This window comes from Salinispirillum sp. LH 10-3-1 (assembly GCF_030643825.1).
Lineage (GTDB): Bacteria > Pseudomonadota > Gammaproteobacteria > Pseudomonadales > Natronospirillaceae > Salinispirillum.
This window is the reverse complement of the sequence record NZ_CP101717.1, coordinates 2,398,247-2,415,442: the sequence shown is the minus strand read 5'-3', so window position 1 is coordinate 2,415,442 and position 17,196 is coordinate 2,398,247. Positions and strand designations below refer to the sequence as shown.

At 52.9% G+C, this 17,196-nt stretch carries 14 protein-coding genes; 10 read left to right on the top strand and 4 right to left on the bottom strand.

Going from position 1 to position 17,196, the window contains the following annotated elements; translation table 11 throughout:
• Window positions 1-13 precede the first annotated feature (13 nt).
• Window positions 14-616 (bottom strand): transcriptional regulator BetI, encoded by a 603-nt coding sequence (gene betI / locus NFC81_RS10890; RefSeq protein ID WP_304994513.1) that lies wholly within the window; start codon window positions 614-616, stop codon window positions 14-16.
• A 405-nt stretch (window positions 617-1,021) separates the two neighbouring features.
• On the opposite strand from betI, the gene NFC81_RS10885 reads away from it, so the two are divergent.
• Window positions 1,022-3,628 (top strand): AAA family ATPase, encoded by a 2,607-nt coding sequence (locus NFC81_RS10885; protein ID WP_304994512.1) that lies wholly within the window; start codon window positions 1,022-1,024, stop codon window positions 3,626-3,628.
• A 115-nt stretch (window positions 3,629-3,743) separates the two neighbouring features.
• Window positions 3,744-5,252: an AAA family ATPase gene (locus NFC81_RS10880; protein WP_304994511.1), complete on the top strand. Its 1,509-nt coding sequence runs from the start codon at window positions 3,744-3,746 to the stop codon at window positions 5,250-5,252.
• 94 nt (window positions 5,253-5,346) lie between these two features.
• Here the strand turns inward: NFC81_RS10880 and NFC81_RS10875 are convergent, their stop codons facing one another.
• On the bottom strand, window positions 5,347-5,646 hold the full coding sequence (locus tag NFC81_RS10875; RefSeq protein WP_304994510.1) for a VapC toxin family PIN domain ribonuclease: 300 nt from the start codon (window positions 5,644-5,646) through the stop codon (window positions 5,347-5,349).
• Window positions 5,647-5,803: 157 nt separating this feature from the next.
• On the opposite strand from NFC81_RS10875, the gene NFC81_RS10870 reads away from it, so the two are divergent.
• From NFC81_RS10870 to NFC81_RS10850, 5 genes are all read left to right on the top strand, one after another.
• The gene (locus NFC81_RS10870) at window positions 5,804-6,019 is read left to right on the top strand and encodes a DUF4287 domain-containing protein (RefSeq protein ID WP_304994509.1); all 216 of its coding nucleotides are present in this window, start codon (window positions 5,804-5,806) and stop codon (window positions 6,017-6,019) included.
• 54 nt (window positions 6,020-6,073) lie between these two features.
• On the top strand, window positions 6,074-6,499 hold the full coding sequence (locus tag NFC81_RS10865; RefSeq protein WP_304994508.1) for a VOC family protein: 426 nt from the start codon (window positions 6,074-6,076) through the stop codon (window positions 6,497-6,499).
• Between the two features lie 67 nt (window positions 6,500-6,566).
• A complete protein-coding gene (locus NFC81_RS10860) occupies window positions 6,567-7,058 on the top strand; it encodes a GNAT family N-acetyltransferase (RefSeq protein ID WP_304994507.1) in 492 nt (163 codons plus the stop codon).
• 217 nt (window positions 7,059-7,275) lie between these two features.
• Window positions 7,276-8,286, top strand: coding sequence for an IS110 family transposase (locus tag NFC81_RS10855; protein WP_304994324.1), 1,011 nt, complete (start codon window positions 7,276-7,278; stop codon window positions 8,284-8,286).
• Window positions 8,287-8,572: 286 nt separating this feature from the next.
• Window positions 8,573-8,899 carry a DUF962 domain-containing protein gene (locus NFC81_RS10850; RefSeq protein WP_304994506.1) on the top strand — a complete coding sequence of 109 codons (327 nt, stop codon included), beginning with the start codon at window positions 8,573-8,575 and terminating at the stop codon, window positions 8,897-8,899.
• Between the two features lie 35 nt (window positions 8,900-8,934).
• Here the strand turns inward: NFC81_RS10850 and NFC81_RS10845 are convergent, their stop codons facing one another.
• Both NFC81_RS10845 and NFC81_RS10840 read right to left on the bottom strand, forming a co-directional pair.
• Complete coding sequence (locus tag NFC81_RS10845) at window positions 8,935-9,942, bottom strand: AraC family transcriptional regulator (RefSeq protein ID WP_304994505.1); 1,008 nt, start codon at window positions 9,940-9,942, stop codon at window positions 8,935-8,937.
• 116 nt (window positions 9,943-10,058) lie between these two features.
• A complete protein-coding gene (locus NFC81_RS10840) occupies window positions 10,059-12,431 on the bottom strand; it encodes a penicillin acylase family protein (RefSeq protein ID WP_304994504.1) in 2,373 nt (790 codons plus the stop codon).
• 286 nt (window positions 12,432-12,717) lie between these two features.
• On the opposite strand from NFC81_RS10840, the gene NFC81_RS10835 reads away from it, so the two are divergent.
• The 3 genes from NFC81_RS10835 to NFC81_RS10825 are packed head-to-tail and all read left to right on the top strand — an operon-like array spanning window position 12,718 to window position 17,188.
• Window positions 12,718-13,539, top strand: coding sequence for an HAD-IIB family hydrolase (locus NFC81_RS10835; RefSeq protein WP_304994503.1), 822 nt, complete (start codon window positions 12,718-12,720; stop codon window positions 13,537-13,539).
• Window positions 13,540-13,556: 17 nt separating this feature from the next.
• Entirely contained in the window at window positions 13,557-15,824 is a 2,268-nt protein-coding gene (locus tag NFC81_RS10830) for an ATP-binding protein (protein WP_304994502.1), read from the top strand.
• Window positions 15,821-17,188, top strand: coding sequence for a sigma-54 dependent transcriptional regulator (locus NFC81_RS10825; protein WP_304994501.1), 1,368 nt, complete (start codon window positions 15,821-15,823; stop codon window positions 17,186-17,188). The genes NFC81_RS10830 and NFC81_RS10825 overlap by 4 nt, the downstream gene beginning before the upstream one ends.
• The last annotated feature ends 8 nt before the right edge of the window (window positions 17,189-17,196 follow it).

Below are 17,196 nucleotides of genomic sequence, written 5' to 3'. Positions count from 1 at the left end.
AACTCCTTCGGAATCAGACAGACCGGTGCTTTTGGCCGTCGGCCAGCACCTGATCAATATAGGCTTTACACAGGCGCATGGCCTGCTCGGAATCAATACGGCCTTCACTCAATGCCGCGCGTAACCAAAACCCGTCGATCAAAGCCGCGATGGTTTGTGCGGTGCCACGCAGCCAGCTTTCGGGCAGCAGCGGGCGTAATGAGTAAACCAGGTTGGCGTACAGGCGGCGTTCGTTCACCTGCTGTAAGCGCGCCAGCTCGGGGTCGTGTACCGACTGCGACCAAAATACCAACCAAGTACGCGCAGCTTTTGGATTGGTCTGCACGCTGGAAAAATTCGTTTCAACAATCGCCATCAGGCGGTCACGCGGCGAACTGGAACGCGCCGCAATGTTGCTCATAAGGTCTTGGTGCAACTCAGTCAACAAGTGGCGCATGGCTGCTTCGAGCAAACCCTGCTTACCGCCGAAATAGTGGCTGACAATGCCCACCGACATACCAGACTGTGCACTGATGCGGCCCATGGTAGTGCCCTGAAAACCGTACTCACCGATCACTTCCAACACCGCATTAATCAACTGGCGGCGGCGAATGGGCTCAATATCAATGCGTGGCATAAAGCTCTCAACTACAAAAAACGATGGTGAAAAAGTAAATTGAATGACCGTTCAATGAAGTTAAGCGTACTTGCTTGAGGGGGAGAGGTCAAATTTAGAGGGTGAGAGAGCAACTTTGCAGGGCAATATATGTACCACATAGAACATTGCAACAATGTGACGCAGGGGCTAAAAGTAGTAGGGCAACCAAGAAGGGGGCGGCTGATAAGTCTGATAGTGGTCTTGGTGATTGTTTTGCGCTTTGCCAATAAGAGACGTTAAGACAGAAAACCCCGGCCAGTTGGAGTTTGTAGTGAGTGTTTGGGTTGAAATTGTGTTCTCTGGCAGAGCTGCCTCAGAAACTGCGATATAAATGTTAGCTTTTTGGAGCGAGTCTAAATCGGCCGGCAAATAAAAAAGGAGAAGATGTTGTCGCTACTGCAAGAAATACTGAATTGGTCGCAGGATCTTCCGGCATGGCAAAGTGATGCGGTAGCACGTTTGCTGGCTAGACAGACCCTAACAGCAGAAGACCAAGATGATCTATTTGCGCTACTGAAAGCTGCGAATGGTATTCCCGACCCAAAAGGGCGGAAGCCCAATCCGCTAACGGCCGATGAGATCCCTGCACCAGTGAAAGCGACAACTCACGTTGAACTGCTTGCAATGAAGAATATGCGTCATGTCAACGCGATTGCAGAAAATCAGCGCCTGTCGTTTAGTCCCGATGGGATGACAGTTATATATGGTGACAACGGTTCAGGAAAATCAGGATACTCACGCGTGCTCAAACGCGCATGCCGTGCCCGCGATCAGATGGAAGCAATTCATCCGAACGCCGCTCTACCTGCAAGCCAAACGGGGAAAGCCGAAGCCGTATTCGAAATAAAAATTGATGGTTCGGCACAAGATGCGCACTGGACTGACGGCAAAGCGGCTCCAGCAGCGCTGTCGTCTTTCGCGATCTTTGATTCGCACTGCGCGCGTGCCTACCTAGATAGTGAAGATGACTTTTCTTACGTGCCCTACGGGCTAGATGTGTTCGAGCGACTTGCGAAGGTCTGTAAACATCTGAAGACTGCGATAGAAACCGAGCATACTCAGTCTGCCGCAGACCTTACAGCTTTCGTGCCGCTCCACGGCGACACCGCCGTTGGCAAACTGATTTCAGGACTATCGGCCAGAACGACGCAAGCCCAAATCGAAACATTGGCGACGCTTTCGCAGGAAGATTTAGCCCAACATGAGGCTCTAGATAAGAGTTTGAAGGAAAACAATCCGAAGGAAAAGGCGATTCAATTGCGTCTGCGTGCTCGCCGAGTTGCCGCCATTTCAACAAACGCAATAAACAAGGGCGCGCTGGTAGATCATACGGTGGTAGCCAGATTGCGCAAGCTGGCAGACAGTTATCGCACTGCGCAGTCAGCCGCCGCACTTGCAGCTACGCAGTTTACGGAAGGTGAAAGTTTGCTACGTGGCACTGGGGGAGAGGCTTGGCGTGAGCTGTTCGACGCCGCTCGGAAGTTTGCGGCAGAGTCCCATCCGGACAAGGCCTTTCCAGAACTGGGAACCGATTCACCTTGTCCGCTATGCCAGCAACCTCTTGCCGAGGGCGCCGCCCGTTTACAGCGTTTTGAGTCCTTCATTCAAGCTGAGGCAGAGAAAAGCGCCCAAGAGCGTCGACTAGCTCTGTACGCAGAGTACAAGCCGTTCATCGCGAACGTTCTGACTTTGAATATTGACGATGTGACTTACGGTGAGATCGAAGGCTTGGACCCGCAACTCGCGAATGATGTCAAAGTCTTTGACCAATCGCTGGTCGCTCGCCAGGAAGCCATCAAGGCTGCGGTAATCTCCCACGAATGGGAAGGTACCGAACAAGCGTTGGCCAACCCATCTGCGCGACTTCAAGTGCTAGCTGACAAGTTGAATGCCGAGGCTGAGATTCTTGAAAGAGCATCCGACGAAAAGGCGCGTGCTGCAGTTCAAAAGCAGTTCATTGAACTAGATGCGCGAGTGCGCTTGAGTCAGGTCAAGGATGCTGTGCTCTTGGCGGTCAGCCGGCTGGATCACCAGGCCAAACTTAAGCAGTGCCTGTCGGGTGTCAAGACAAATTCCATTTCGCGAAAAGCATCAGAGTTGGCCGAAAAGGTTGTGTCCAACGAACTAGCTGAAGCACTCAACCGCGAATTCAAGGAGTTAGGCGTAGGTATGCTTCGCGTTTCGCTACAAAGCCGCTCCGACAGGGGTAAGGCTTTGCACAAACTAAAACTTGAATTACCACAAAGTCGTAACCCTGGTGAAATTCTTAGTGAAGGAGAGCAGCGGGCAATAGCGATAGGTTCTTTTCTGGCCGAGGTCGGGTTAAGTGATGGAAAGGGCGGTATTGTATTTGACGACCCGGTGTCCTCTCTAGACCATCGCCGCCGTGAGCGAGTAGCAAAGCGACTAGCGCAAGAAGCCGCACAGCGTCAGGTCATCGTATTTACCCATGATATTTATTTCCTCTGTCTGCTGGCCGAGGAAGCAAAAATTGCAACCGTACCTATTGCCACACAGAGCTTGACACGCCGTGCTGAGGGATTCGGGATGGCCGATCCAGAGCTCCCTTTCGAGGGGAAAAGCACTAGTAAGCGGATTAAGGCCCTTAAAGCTCAGCATCAAACTATAGCCAAGCTGCACAGGGACGGCGAAGAGCAAGAGCATCAAAGACAAACAGTTGATGCTTATTTCCGGCTCCGTATGACGTGGGAGCGGGCAGTCGAGGAAGTTCTATTGCGCGAGGTTATCCTGCGATTCCGGAAAGGCGTTGAAACACAGCGACTTGCTGGTGTCGTTGTTGAAGATGGTGATTATGCAAAAGTCTATGCTGGCATGAGCAAGTGTTCGAACTACGCACATGATAAGGCCCTGCAAGGCGGCATTGCTGTTCCAGACCCCGACGAACTACTTGCTGATATTATGGAATTGGATGCTTGGCGAGAGGGTATCGAGAGGAGAGGAAAGATGACGGCACAGAAACGCAAGGCTTGAAAAAGCCTTCAACTGAACTCCGGTGCAGGAAAGCTAACAAAAAACTGCGCGCGGATAATTTACTCGCTACGCTCGCAATTTACCGGTGAGCAAGGCGTTATGGTTACCCCGAAAAATGAAGCTTCGACTCGAAAACATTAAAGGCATCGGCCTTCTTGAGTTCTCAGTACCTCCCGCTGGTGTGTGGGTGTTAACTGGGAGAAATGGAACTGGCAAATCAACGCTGCTAGCGGCATTGCTTCGAATCCGGAACTCGTACGCTTTTCAACGCTACTATCAGACAAGCCCAATGGCGCACCGGGTTGATTTATACGAGAACGCGTCGGTGACCTATGAGATAAACAACCGTTCTGTGACGTATCGGTACGGTGGACAACGGTGGCGAGCAAGGCCTCGATCTAATGCGATCATCTTTGATGATTTTCCATATCCGTCAATTGAGTATCTTGAAGCCAACTCGGATCGCATTGAACCGTTCGCCGATGAGATTAGCCACAACCGATTTCGGGATGCGGGGCAAGATCTGAAGGATTTCATTTGCGAAGTTCTGGATGACGATAAATGGAGTGAATTGAAGTATCTCAATACGAGGCGAGGAACGGGAAATCTGGCATATCTGATTCCGTATCGAACTCATGCTCGGGCGCCCTGGCATTACTATTCCGAGAAGAGCTTTAGCTTGGGGGAGCTCTGCGTGCTGAGGCTTGCGCAGAGGCTGTCCAATGTGCGAAATGGAAGTTTGATTTTGATTGATGAAATCGAGATGGCACTGCACCCACAAGCCCAAATTAGGCTCTTAGAAGCTCTGAATAGGGTCGCGCAGACGAAGCGACTGACGGTGGTTTTTTCAACGCACTCTGCATCAATAATCAAATCAGCTATGCGTTCCCAGCTGATTCATCTTTCTGAGGCTCAAGGAGGTGAGATTCAGGTCACGCAAAAGCCATATCCGGCACAAATTTTGGGTGAAGTTGCCTTTGATGACGAATTGAATGTGGATTTTGTCTTTTTTGTCGAAGACAAACAGGCCAAGATTCTCTTGGAACAAATAGTTCAAAGATACCTTCAGGTAGCGAATCTAGAGATTCGCTACCAGCCTCTTTTTAAGATTGTTCCTGTGGGCGGTTTTGTTCAGGTTCTTGAGTTTCTCAATGCATCCTCACAAATATTTCCTGCTCATGTACGCCGGCATGCGGTATTGGACCAAGACGTTCAAACTGAGTCTTTGGCCGAAGCCCGGCGTTCAGGTAATCAGCAGTTGTTAAATTTGTTCAATCGAGCTCACGGAAACCTCAGTTATTTGCCTTGCACCCCAGAGTGCGGAATCACATCCATGATCGAAAGTGGACAGATGCAGGCCCAGCTTCGTGCAAGTTTCGCAGGCCACGTCGTGAACTTTGGGAGATTGGTTCAAACGCAGGATTACCTTTTAAGAACGAGTGCAAACCCCAGGGAACAAGCCAAGCGGCGTACCAATTATCTAGTTGAGCATGTAGAGGCCGCTACAGGTATGGATGCGGTACAAATTAGGCGAAAGCTCTATAGCGCGTATACAGAGCACAGATATGCGACGGCGGTGGGAGATCTCCATCAATTCCTTGGCCCAGTGTTCAATGCCCGGTAAACATAACGCGTATGAGACTTCTCGGAGCAATAGGCAATAGCTGTTTTTTGGCCGCAAAAATAGGCGTCGCCTCAAGTACCGCTGAACTCAGGAGTTACGTTTCCGGAAGCGCCGAGATAAGCCCAAGATGATCAACAAACGGAATGAAATCGCGATCAGTGAACAGCAAAGGTATTCGCTGCTCAATGCAAAAGGTCGCAATAATGACGTCCGTAGTTTTTCGAACAGTAATTCCCTTTTTGCGCAGTGTGCGGTAGTTCTCGGCGCACTGCTCCGGCATGCCTTTGCCAAACAACTCGAGTTGGTCCAGCGTCATTAGGCTTTGCTTGGTTGTATGGTACTCACGGTCGTCTCTGATACCTTTAAGAATTTGAAGAAAGATCAAATCTCCCATAGCAACAATGCTCTCAACAATAGCAGCGTTAAGGGCATTGGTGTGTGGGCTTGGGTGGGGTGGGAATTTGCTTTAGGTCTTGTCGAATTCACAGTTTTCAGACTATTAAGTAAGCGCAGATTTCATTCCAGGGCAGCTAATGTGAGGTAAATGCACCATGTCCACTGAGAAACAAATTAAGGGGCCAGCGTCGTACTTCCCCTCTATAGAAGCAAAATATGGTTTTCCAATTAAGCATTGGCTTGATCTTCTGGCAACTCAGAATGAACTAAGGCATATGGAGATGGTTGCTTGGCTAAAGAGTGAGCACGGATTAGGACACGGTCATGCTAATGCACTGGTTGCGCACTTTCGTAGCCAGAATGGCACTTGAACCATTCAATAATCGAGTCTACTGTTTGTGTCCGTTGAGAAGCAGAGAATTCCCATGAAACAATCACTCGGCCTCGTGTCCCTTGTTGTGCGTGACTACGATGAAGCCATCGCGTTCTTCGTCGATACGCTCGGTTTCAGGCTTGTTGAGGACTTAGACGTGCCTGAACAATCCAAACGGTGGGTGGTTGTTTCGCCGCCGGGTGCCACAGAGAGCCAACTTCTGCTTGCGCGCGCTTCAACTCCGGAGCAAGAAGACCGAGTTGGCAGCCAGACGGGTGGGCGGGTGTTCCTCTTCTTGTACACCGATGACTTTTGGCGCGACTATGAGCGCTACAAAGCAAAAGGTGTGGAGTTTGTTCGGGAGCCAAAGCAGGAGCCGTATGGGACAGTGGCGGTGTTTCTCGATCTCTACGGCAACATGTGGGATTTGCTTCAACCGACGGCATCACATCTTGCTGGCCGGAATGCAAACGTCTAATCTCGTCACGCAAATGTTAACGGGACGTTAACACAGTCAACAAAGAGCACATAAGGAGCACTATGCAATGATCAATCTCCGTGAGTATCGTGACAGCGACATACCCTTGTTTGTGGAGTATTTGAGTAATCCACGTGTCACCAGATACTTAACATCCAGTATTCCTGAGTCCTACTCCGAGGCTGATGCGCGGTGGTGGGTCAACGAAGGTTCGAAGGACAGTATCGTCAAGGCGATCGAGTATGACGGCGTGTTCGTGGGTACGATTGGTGTGAAGCCGGGTTCGTTTGAGCGTGCGCACTGCGGCGAGATCGGCTACTGGCTGGGTGAGGCGCACTGGGGAAAGGGCATTGCCACTCAGGCCATTTCTGCGATGACAGACACCATGTTTCAAACGACAAAAATGGTTCGTTTGTTTGCGCCGGTGTTCGCGCCCAATGAGGCGTCGAAAAGGGTCTTGGTAAAAAGTGGTTACCATGAGGAAGCTGTTCAGGAAAAGGCCTGCTTCAAACACGGCGTTTTTTACAACAGCCATATCTACGTCAAGATAAAGAGGTAGTAGTTGTAGGGAGGGTGTTTACACCTGCGAAATTTCGGCAGGTGTAAACACCTGCCCTTGTATCTCTCCAGGTGAGGTGATTAGCTATCACTATAACCGTGAAGTGAGTGAGGACGTACCTGCCCTGAGTGCAGTGACGACTGAAACGTAGATTGTCCCCTCACTTCGTTTATCTCTTAAACTGAATGGTATCCAAGCGCCTTTCCAGTGGAAAGTGATGCTGTATGTACAAGGGGAGTGGAGCGAGATGGTTGCTTACGTTGGTATTGATGTCAGCAAAAGCAAAATTGACCTGTGCTGGTTGCGCGACGCAACGGGCAAAAAAGTAAAAACGAAAGTGTTTAAGAACAGTGACTTTCACCTGATCAGTCAGTGGCTAGCGAAGTCGATTGATATGAGCCCAGAGTCCGTTCATATCACACTGGAAGCCACCGGTGTTTATCACGAAGGCCTCGTGTATCACCTGCATGAACAAGGCTATCGGGTGTTTGTAGCCAACCCCGGAAAGGCAAATCTGTTTGCCAAGTCTCATGGTATGACGCACAAGACCGATAAGTCTGATGCAAAACTGCTGGCAAAGTACGGTGCCAGTGAGCCTGCCAACTTACATCGCTGGGAGCCGGATCCGCCAGAAGTGCGAGAGCTGAAAGCTATTTCACGGCGGTTACATGCACTAGAAAAAGACCGTCAGCGTGAGACTAATCGACTGGAAAGCAGTCAGATATCCGGCGCATCACTGCGAGTGACTGACTCCATTCACGCGATGATCGGCAAATTGGATGACGAGATTGAGCGTCTGAAACAAGACATTGATGATCGGATTAAAAAAGACCCTGTGCTGGCAACGAATCACGAGCTACTGGGGAGCATCAAAGGTATTGGCGGCGTCATGCAGCGCGAACTGGTCTGCCTTTTTGCGCGCAAGCGCTTCTGTACGGCGAAACAAGTAGCGGCTTATCTCGGGCTGATCCCTCGACTGTGGGAGTCTGGAGTGCTCAAAGGCAAAACGACACTCAGTAAAACAGGCCCTTCCTACTTGCGTGCCAAGCTGTACATGGCGGCGGTGGCGGCAAGCCAGCACAACCCGGACATTAAGAAACAGAAAAATCGCCTGCTCGCACAAGGAAAGAGCAGGATGGCCGCCTTAGGAGCGGCCATGCGTAAGCTGGTTCAGATCTGCTTTGGCGTGATAAAGAACCAGCAACCCTATCAACCTCAGGCGGTTTAGTAACCGCTTGAGGTCGGTGCGGAGAGATGGTATCTACCGAAGATTATTATGAGTCGGTTGCTAAGGTACGAAGGTCAGGCTGTAGCGTGACGTGCCGGGCAGCAGGGGAGAGGAGCGTTGTCAACAGCCCTCTTTTTGCGATGCATGTCGCGAGCGGAAGTCACCCGAGTCAGTGTATCGCGCCTTCCACTGTGTATGAATTATCAATTCCCTTGTGTGTACTATCAAGACGTTCGAGGTGGCTCTTGGCATGCTGTGATCATTGATTCAATATGAGGGTAGCGTTATGAACGACCGCCAATCTGCTACTGAACAGCGTTTCAGCTCTTTCAGCGAGTTTTATCCTTTTTATCTTGAGCAGCACAGCAATATAGTTTGCCGTCGTTTGCATGTTGTGGGCACCAGTCTTTCGATACTTACATTGATTTATTTACTGGTGTCACAGCTGTGGGCGTTCTTGCCGTTAGCGCTGGTGGTGGGTTATGCCTTCGCTTGGGTGGGGCACTTTTTCTTTGAACACAATCGACCGGCTACCTTTACCCATCCGCTGTACAGTTTGATGGGGGATTTTGTGATGTTACGGGATGTGTTTTTAGGTCGTATCAAAATCTGATCAATCAGTAATCTCATGTGACAGAGTGGGCTAGGCTATTTGCGGCCTGCTTGTGATTCTGCCCTGAAGGTATGAGGCGATGTTGCCTTCCAACGTTTAAAAGCATGATTGAAGGCGCTTTGTTCGGCGTATCCGAGCAAAAAACTGATGTCGACAATACTTAGCTCAGTGCTGCACAGATAACGCTCTGCTTGCTCTAGGCGCACATCGTCCAGCACTTGGCGATAGGTCAAGTTGAGCCGGCTTAGGCGGTGCTGCAGGCTACGTGGTGCTATTTCCAGTTGTTCAGCGATGTCTTCCAAGCGACTGCGGCCGGTAGGCAGTTGGTTTCTGATTTGGTTTTTTAACTGCTTCAACCATGCAGGCTCGTTGCTGGCTCGCAATTCAGATTCTGCCTTGTTTAAAAGAAAACGGTATGTGTCTGGGTCGCTGTAGAGTATGGGCAGGTCTAAGGCAGAGGCGGCCAGTCGCAGCTTGGTGACTGGCGTGTTGAACTGCACCTGATCAAACAACTGATAGTATTTATCCAGTTGTGCGGGTGGAGCAAAGTTAAAATGGGCTTCGGCTCGGACGGTGCAGCCGGTTATTTGGCGCAGGATACTTAGCCAGCTCGACAGAGACAATTGCATGAAACACTTGTTAGGGGTGGTGGCGATAGGAAGCCAATGCAGTTCTACAAACTCTCCATTTTGGACGACGGCCGTCTCATTCACTTCATCAATTAGGGTTTCATAGCGTTTCAAGATGTCTATGACGTCGCGCACGGTGGTAGCACTCATGGCTGCGAAGCCGAGTATGCCAAACTGGGCTGGCTGAGCCTGTTCTCCAAGCACCAAGGGCAAGTCGGGATCGTTGGTGGCGGCAATGGCTTGCGTAAACATCTCATACCAAATTCGGATAGGTATGTGTTCGTTCCGTTGGCGAATCTGAGTGACCAAATCAGGGTTGTAAAGGGTTTCTGGGGCTATGCCGCGCTGTTGCAGATGGTCCAGCAGTGGGCGGACGGATGGGCTGTTAACGCTGGGTTCAGTGGTTACTGCCATTATTGTTGTATTCTCTTTAGGCTTGTGTGAACTATCGAAGCCGTCGAGGTGGTTGTCAAGGTGAGCGAGTGAGAGGGCAGGCCTTCAGGGTGAAGGCCTGCCTGACTAAAGTACCGTTAAGGTAGGAACGTCAGCGTATGACGTGCTTCTCCGGGCAGCAGCGGTGATGGCTGTCCATCTACCCAGTCGCGGTGTCCACGATCATAAAACGGTGACAGTGGGTGCGCACTTTGGCCGGTAGCCATGTGAAAGATGCCGTTGTCTTCATGGCCGGGTGCGACTACCAAGCGCTGTGATGCACCCGTGGTGGGGCGCTGTACCAGTGGCATGAAGGTGTCGCCGTTCATGGGTTCGGCAGGCATTTTCAGGAAACGGCCAAATACCGGTACGTTGTTCGCCAGCGGGTGCTCAATCGCTAGTGTGTTGATACGGCCCCATGTCTGCGCGGACAACGGCTCAGCCCCGTTGGCTGTTACGTCGGCCAGTGTCGCTTCGGCAACGGCGTACAGGAATGACTGCCAGCTGTCATGGCCGGTAGGCAAATGGTGGTCAGGCTCTTCGGTGATCAACTGCCATACAGGATATTCCACATAACGGTTGATGTTCTCGGCACTGAATACCTGGCCGACCTGTCCTTCGAGGTAGCGGAAAATTTCGCCAACGGTTTGGTCGATGACTTTTTCGCGGAAACGTTTTACCAGCCAGTAGCCGACATCGTCTTTTGCGGCGTGGCCTGACCAGTCGTCAACCATGGCCTGCATTTCAGCCATTTCAGCGCTGGTGGGGTCGTCCAGTACGCTGCTCAATACCGCTTGCCAGCGCTCTAGGAACACGGCTTGGTCGTCCATTTGGATGTCTAAGAAATCCTGTTCGGTATGGATTGGCTGTTGCAACAAGCGATTGCGTATCTGTTGCTGGCGTGCGCCCAACGCGTATTCGGCCTGGCCGACCTTTTCCAACAGTTGGTCCGATACCATGCGTGAATTGCCGGTCCAGATGCGTTCTATGGCGGGGTTGATCACCGCCGGGTAGTCGCTGGGGTCTAGGTAGCCATCCCAGTAATAGGTGCCGTCGGACCAATCCATCGGCAGGCGGCCGTCGAAGTCTTCATTGGAGCGCTTAGGTAAGCGACCCATGATGCTCCAGGCTTGGTTCCCCGCACGGTCGACCACCACGAAATTCTGTCCTGGTACGCCCGATTGTGCCGCGATGGGCAAGGCATCGAATACGGTGTTCGTATGTTCGAGGTTCATCAGCATGAGGTTGGCACCTTCCACGTCGTGCGCAACCCAGCGCATGACGATGGCATTGCCATTGTGGTCTTCACCGATGATCGGGCCCCAGCGCGTGACGGGGATTTCAACGGTGACGCTTTCACCGCCTTTGATGGTGATGACTTCGGGCGACATTTCGACCGCCTGCCAGCCATCGGGGGTGAGGTATTCGCTGTCGTTGTTGCGTGTCTGCAATACGATGGTGTCGTGGTAATCGCCGTTGCTGTTGGTGAATGCCCAGGCAATGTGCTGGTTAGACCCGACCACCATGGCAGGGGTGCCGGGCAGGGTGGCACCGCTGATCTCGCGGCCATAACCCGGTACGTTCCAGGTGGCGCGGTACCAGATGTTAGGGACGCGCAAGCCTAGGTGCATGTCGTTCGCCACCATACCAGAGGTGTAGGCGGTACGCGCGCCAGCGGCAGACCAGCTGTTGGAGCCGATTTCTACGCCGTCGCGGTATTGATAAGCACTGACCTGTTGGGTGGTTTCATAGGCGGCCAACGAGCGTTCAGGCACTGGGGCGGTATAAATAAACGGCGCACCGTGAATAGGCGCATCCCATTCGCCGCCCTGTGGTTGTAGGAAGGCGTACCAGTCTTCGGGCAGCAAGTCGCGCATTACGGCACGGGAGTTTTCCTGTTCATTCCAGTTCGGCTGTAAATCTAAATACATGGAGTAGAGCGCGAGCATGGTGTCGGCGGTTTGCCATGGTTCGGGCGTGATACCCAGCAGATGATATTCAAACGGTTTGCTGCGCAGGCCATTTAAACCGGCATTGACGCCTTCAACGTAGGCATCAAGGGTCGCTTTATGATCTTCAGGCAGAGCTGCAACAGCCGCTTCTCCGCGCTTACGGAACTGATGCAGGCGCAGGCGTTTGTCGTAGTTCAGGGCAACGTCGCCGAACATGCCGCTCATTTCACCCGCTGAATTGCGGCGCAGCAGATCCATTTGGAAGAAGCGTTCTTGGGCGTGCAGATAGCCCAATGCAAACGCAGTATCGGGGCGGTGGTTGGCGATGATGCGCGGAATGCCTTGCGCGTCGCGTTCAACCATCACGGGTGCGGTCAGGCTGGCGTGCTGCACTTCGCCGTTGAGTTGTGCCAAGCTGCCGGTAAGCTGCCAATAGAGGAAGCCAGCGCCGGCGACCACAATCACCAGTGCCGCTGCTAACGCTCGGCGCGTCCACTTTACTGCGTTTCTCAATTTCATTGTATGTTCCCTAGACTAGCTAAATTTTTATTGTGTTATGAATTGCTAATGCGGCTACGAATAACACATGACCAGAAGAAGAAAAAGAGCCGAACTCCTTTGATGGGGCTGAGTGTACAGAGAGTCATTGATGAATGCTTTGGATTGCTTATTACAGTGTATTTGTTGAAGGATGATCGCGCGCTGGGTGTTCGGGTGCGGCCGAGTTGCACCGTGAAACTGGCTCCGAATGGGCTGGCGTGCGACACTAGGCACCTGCATTCACGTCGTCCGTAAGAGGCTTTTCATGGAACTGATCGTATTTGATCTAGACGGTACACTGCTCAACGCGCAGCAGCGCATCTCCCCCTATACTGAAGAAACATTGCGGTTGTTGGGAGAGCGCCACATTGCCTACACGGTTGCGACCGGCCGGACGTTGCACGCGTCCAAAGCCTGTTTGGAAGGGCACAACTTCTTGTTGCCACATGTGTATAAAAACGGCGTGGTGATTTGGGACCCGCAGTTGAGTGGCTATACGCACCATACGCTGCTGACCCCTGAAGAAATCAATGCGGTGCTGAAGTCTTTTGCCTTGCACCCGGTAACACCGTTCATTTTTACGGTGGAGGACGACGATGTACACGCGGTGTATCACCCACCCGTGCGCTCGGCTTCTTGTAAGCACTTCTTGCATGAGTTGAGCGACAACCGTGGGTTGCCACTGTTGCCCCTCTCCGCACTGCCCGACAATGCGCGGATTACCAACATCAGCGCGCTGGGCGACGGCGAAGCGATCAAGGCGATTGGCGATGAATTGCAAGCATACGAGCATTTGGTGGCCTATTTTGGCGAGGGGCTGTACAACGCCGGAGCCTATTGGATGGACATTCACCACAGCGCGGCCAGTAAAGGCGGTGCCGTAGAATTGCTGAAGCGCGAGCTGGGCTTTGAACGCATCATTTGTTTTGGTGACGGCGACAACGACGCCAGCATGTTCGCCTTGGCCGATGAGTCCTATGCGCCAGAAAATGCCATTGATGAGATCAAGGCCGTAGCCACAGCGGTGATTGGGCATCACGACCAAGACGGCATTGCGCGCTTCTTGCGCCAACGCTTTGAGCTTTAATCGTACGGGAACAAACCATGGCGAAGACTTTCAACTGGCGACAATCAAGCCCGCAGCGAACGCTGATAGCGTTGGTGGTTGGCTTGGTATTGGCGGTTGTCTTCGTGGTGGCCGGTGGTGAATGGGTACGGCAAAACCAGACCGATCGCTTAGCCGAGCGCGGCCAGATTGAGCTGAATCGTTTGGCTGTGCAAGTTGAAAGCGGCATCACCAAATACGAACACATGCCCAAGTTGCTGGCCAGTATGGACGCCGTGCGGCTAGCCCTGCGTGAACGCGACGACGAGCAAATACAGAAGCTGAATTTGGAGTTGGAGCAGATCAACCTGATCACCGAAGCCTCTGACAGCTACATCATGGCGGCCGATGGTTTGACCATTGCGGCGTCGAACTGGAATCAGGACTCGCCCTTCATCGGCGGTAATTTTGGTTTTCGGCCGTATTTCCAAAACGCCATGCAGGGCGAAGCGGCGCGTTACTATGCGCTCGGCACGACGTCGTTAAAGCGGGGTTATTACTTCTCGTATCCGGTGTATGACGACACCGACATCATAGGCGTTGCCGTGGTGAAGGTGGATGTTGATGAATACGAGATTGCCTTGCGCAACCAAGCCTACGAATTTGTGTTGCTGGACCCCGACGGTGTGGTGTTCAGTACTTCACGTCCGGAATGGCTGTACCGCGCCTTGGAGCCCATTTCCGAGAGCGAGCAGCAGCGCATTCTGGAGAGTCAGCGCTACATTGACAATGTGGTGATGCCACTACCCATCGCCGACCAGCGGCGTTATCGCGGGGTAGAGCTGATTGACCTCAACCTGACCGAAGCCAGCGAGCAGAATGGCAGTCGCAAAACGTACATGCTGCAAGAGAAACCCATTCAATTGTTGGACTTTCGCATTGCCGTATTGAGCCCGCTGACCGAAGTAACGGAGCGGGTGCAGCTATTCCGTTTGTTCTCTATCGCCTTAGTCATCATCGTTCTGCTGGTCGCCTTGGCGTTGTTTCAGCGCCGCCGTATGGTGCGCGAGCGCAACGTGGCAATGCAGATGAGTCGGCACAATCAAGCGTACATCAGTGGCATCATCGACAACACCCAAGCTGGCCTGGTTACTCTGGACGCCACCATGCGAATTGAGTCCTTCAACCCAACAGCGGAGCGGCTGCTGGACTACGGGCTGAACGAACTGACGCAGCAGCCATTTGCTCGTTTGTTGGACCGGGAAGACAGCCAGCGTTTTGCGGCGCTGGTAGGGCGCATGCTGGCGGACCATCTGACGCACGAACACCAAACCATTGAGGTCGGCCTGCTGCACCGTGACGGCCACAGCATTCCGGTTGAACTGACTATCAGCGATATGCGCCTGCCAACCGTGCGCAAGTTCTTGCTCACCTTGCACGACATGACCGAGCGCAAAAAGTATGAAACAGAACTGCAAAAAGCGCAGGGTGAACTGGAGCGGCGCGTCAAAGAGCGCACGCAGGAACTGCTGGTCAGTAACCAGCGGCTGCGCGATGAAATAGGGCAGCACGAAAATACCCAGAAAGAATTGATTCAGACCGCCAAGCTGGCCGTGTTGGGGCAGATGAGTGCGGGCATTAACCACGAATTGAATCAGCCGCTCACCGCCATTCGCGCCTTTGCCGACAACGCCGTGCGCTTTCTGGACAAAGACCAGATGGGCGAGGCACGCAGCAACATGACGCGCATCAGCGAGTTGGGACAACGCATGGGCGACATCATTGCGCGGTTTAAGGTGTTTTCGCGCAAAGGCGAAACCAAAGCGGGGGTCGTGAGTCTCAGTGCGGCGGTGCAGGGCGCACTGACCATCATGGGGTCACGCTTGAAACAGCAAGACATTGACCTGCAAACCACGGTAGAAGCCGAGACGCTGGTGCAAGGTGACACCGTCTATCTGGAACAGGTACTGGTGAATCTGTTGGCGAATGCCGTGGACGCCATCACCGACTGCGCAACTACGCCCAAGCGCATAGAGATCTATACCGAGGCCAGCCCTACGCACAGCGATCACCTGATTGTGGTTGTCGGCGACAACGGTGCGGGTGTACCCGTCGATATGGCGGAGCGCTTGTTTGAACCCTTTTTTACCACCAAGGACGCCGGGGCTGGCTTAGGCCTTGGCTTATCCATCAGTCACCGTATTGTTGAAGCCATTGGCGGCGACATCTGGGTGCGTCAGGGCCGTTTAGGGGGCGCAGAGTTCTGTGTCCGCTTGCCGTTGGTGGGTCAAGCACGGCAGATATTGCCACAGGAGAAACACGCATGAGTGATGGCGCAGCGGTAGAAATCATACTGGTTGAAGATGAGCCAGACGTGCGAGCGGCCATTGCGCAAACACTGAGCTTGGCAGAATTTCAGGTTAAAGAGTTCGGCAGCGTGCAGGCCATCAGCCACTTGCTGCATCTGGACTGGCCGGGCGTGATCGTAACCGACATCAACTTGCCCGGCAAAAGTGGCTTAGACTTGCTGGCCGACGTACAGCAAATAGACCGTGAACTGCCGGTGATTCTGATCACTGGGCACGGTGATATTTCCATGGCGGTCAATGCGATTCGTAACGGCGCGTACGACTTCATTGAGAAGCCTTTCTCCAATGACGTCATCGTCGACATTGTGAACCGTGCGGTTGAAAAGCGTCGCTTGACGTTGGAGAACCGTAATCTGCGCTTGGAGTTACAAGCCTACAACGCGCCCGGCCCGCGCATTATTGGCAATACGCATAACATTCATCATTTGCGCCAGATGTTGGCGCAAGTGGCCTCGACGGCGGCGGATATTCTGATTCAGGGTGAAACCGGCACGGGTAAAGAGCTGGTGGCCCGTTACATCCATGAGCACAGCCCACGGCGTACTGGCCGGTTCGTCGCCATTAATTGTGGCGCGGTGCCGGAGTCCATCATGGAGAGTGAGATCTTCGGCCACGAAAAAGGTGCCTTCACCGACGCCAAAGCCCAGCGCATTGGCAAGCTGGAACACGCCAACGGCGGCACCCTATTTCTGGACGAAATTGAAAGCATGCCGATGGCCATGCAGGTGCGGCTATTGCGCGTACTGGAAGAGCGCAAGTTGGAACGCCTAGGCTCGAACGTGCTGGTGGACTTGGATATACGCATCTTGGCCGCCACCAAGGTGGACCTGCGTGAGCTGGCGAATGAAGGTATTTTTCGCGAAGACCTCTATTACCGCTTGAACGTCGTGCGGGTGGACATTCCGCCGCTGCGCGAGCGCAAAGACGACATACCCTTGCTGTGGTATCACTTCTGCTTGGTTGCAAGTGCGCAGTACAAACGGGAAGTGCAGCCGCTCAGCGGAGAGCGCATGCACAGCTTGCTGACCTACGACTGGCCCGGCAATGTGCGCGAACTGCGCAATTTGGCCGAGCGTTACGTGTTGATGGGGGAGAGCGGTTCGTTCGAGTTCGAGCGCATCATCACCAACGAAAGTAACCCCGGGTTTATGACCCTGCCCGAGCAGCTGGATCGCTTTGAAAAAACCTTGGTTGAGCAGGCATTGATGCGCCAAAAAGGCTCGATCAAAGGCACCATGGCGGACCTCGGCTTACCGCGCAAAACCCTGTACGACAAGATGCGTAAATACGGCTTGGAGAAGCAAGAGTATAAGGACGACTGATTTCTCTA

Coding starts and splice junctions, on each gene's coding strand:
- betI (WP_304994513.1), bottom strand. CDS start 616: ATGCCACGCATTGATATTGAGCCCATTCGCCGCCGCCAGTTGATTAAT.
- NFC81_RS10885 (WP_304994512.1), top strand. CDS start 1,022: ATGTTGTCGCTACTGCAAGAAATACTGAATTGGTCGCAGGATCTTCCG.
- NFC81_RS10880 (WP_304994511.1), top strand. CDS start 3,744: ATGAAGCTTCGACTCGAAAACATTAAAGGCATCGGCCTTCTTGAGTTC.
- NFC81_RS10875 (WP_304994510.1), bottom strand. CDS start 5,646: ATGGGAGATTTGATCTTTCTTCAAATTCTTAAAGGTATCAGAGACGAC.
- NFC81_RS10870 (WP_304994509.1), top strand. CDS start 5,804: ATGTCCACTGAGAAACAAATTAAGGGGCCAGCGTCGTACTTCCCCTCT.
- NFC81_RS10865 (WP_304994508.1), top strand. CDS start 6,074: ATGAAACAATCACTCGGCCTCGTGTCCCTTGTTGTGCGTGACTACGAT.
- NFC81_RS10860 (WP_304994507.1), top strand. CDS start 6,567: ATGATCAATCTCCGTGAGTATCGTGACAGCGACATACCCTTGTTTGTG.
- NFC81_RS10855 (WP_304994324.1), top strand. CDS start 7,276: ATGCTGTATGTACAAGGGGAGTGGAGCGAGATGGTTGCTTACGTTGGT.
- NFC81_RS10850 (WP_304994506.1), top strand. CDS start 8,573: ATGAACGACCGCCAATCTGCTACTGAACAGCGTTTCAGCTCTTTCAGC.
- NFC81_RS10845 (WP_304994505.1), bottom strand. CDS start 9,942: ATGGCAGTAACCACTGAACCCAGCGTTAACAGCCCATCCGTCCGCCCA.
- NFC81_RS10840 (WP_304994504.1), bottom strand. CDS start 12,431: ATGAAATTGAGAAACGCAGTAAAGTGGACGCGCCGAGCGTTAGCAGCG.
- NFC81_RS10835 (WP_304994503.1), top strand. CDS start 12,718: ATGGAACTGATCGTATTTGATCTAGACGGTACACTGCTCAACGCGCAG.
- NFC81_RS10830 (WP_304994502.1), top strand. CDS start 13,557: ATGGCGAAGACTTTCAACTGGCGACAATCAAGCCCGCAGCGAACGCTG.
- NFC81_RS10825 (WP_304994501.1), top strand. CDS start 15,821: ATGAGTGATGGCGCAGCGGTAGAAATCATACTGGTTGAAGATGAGCCA.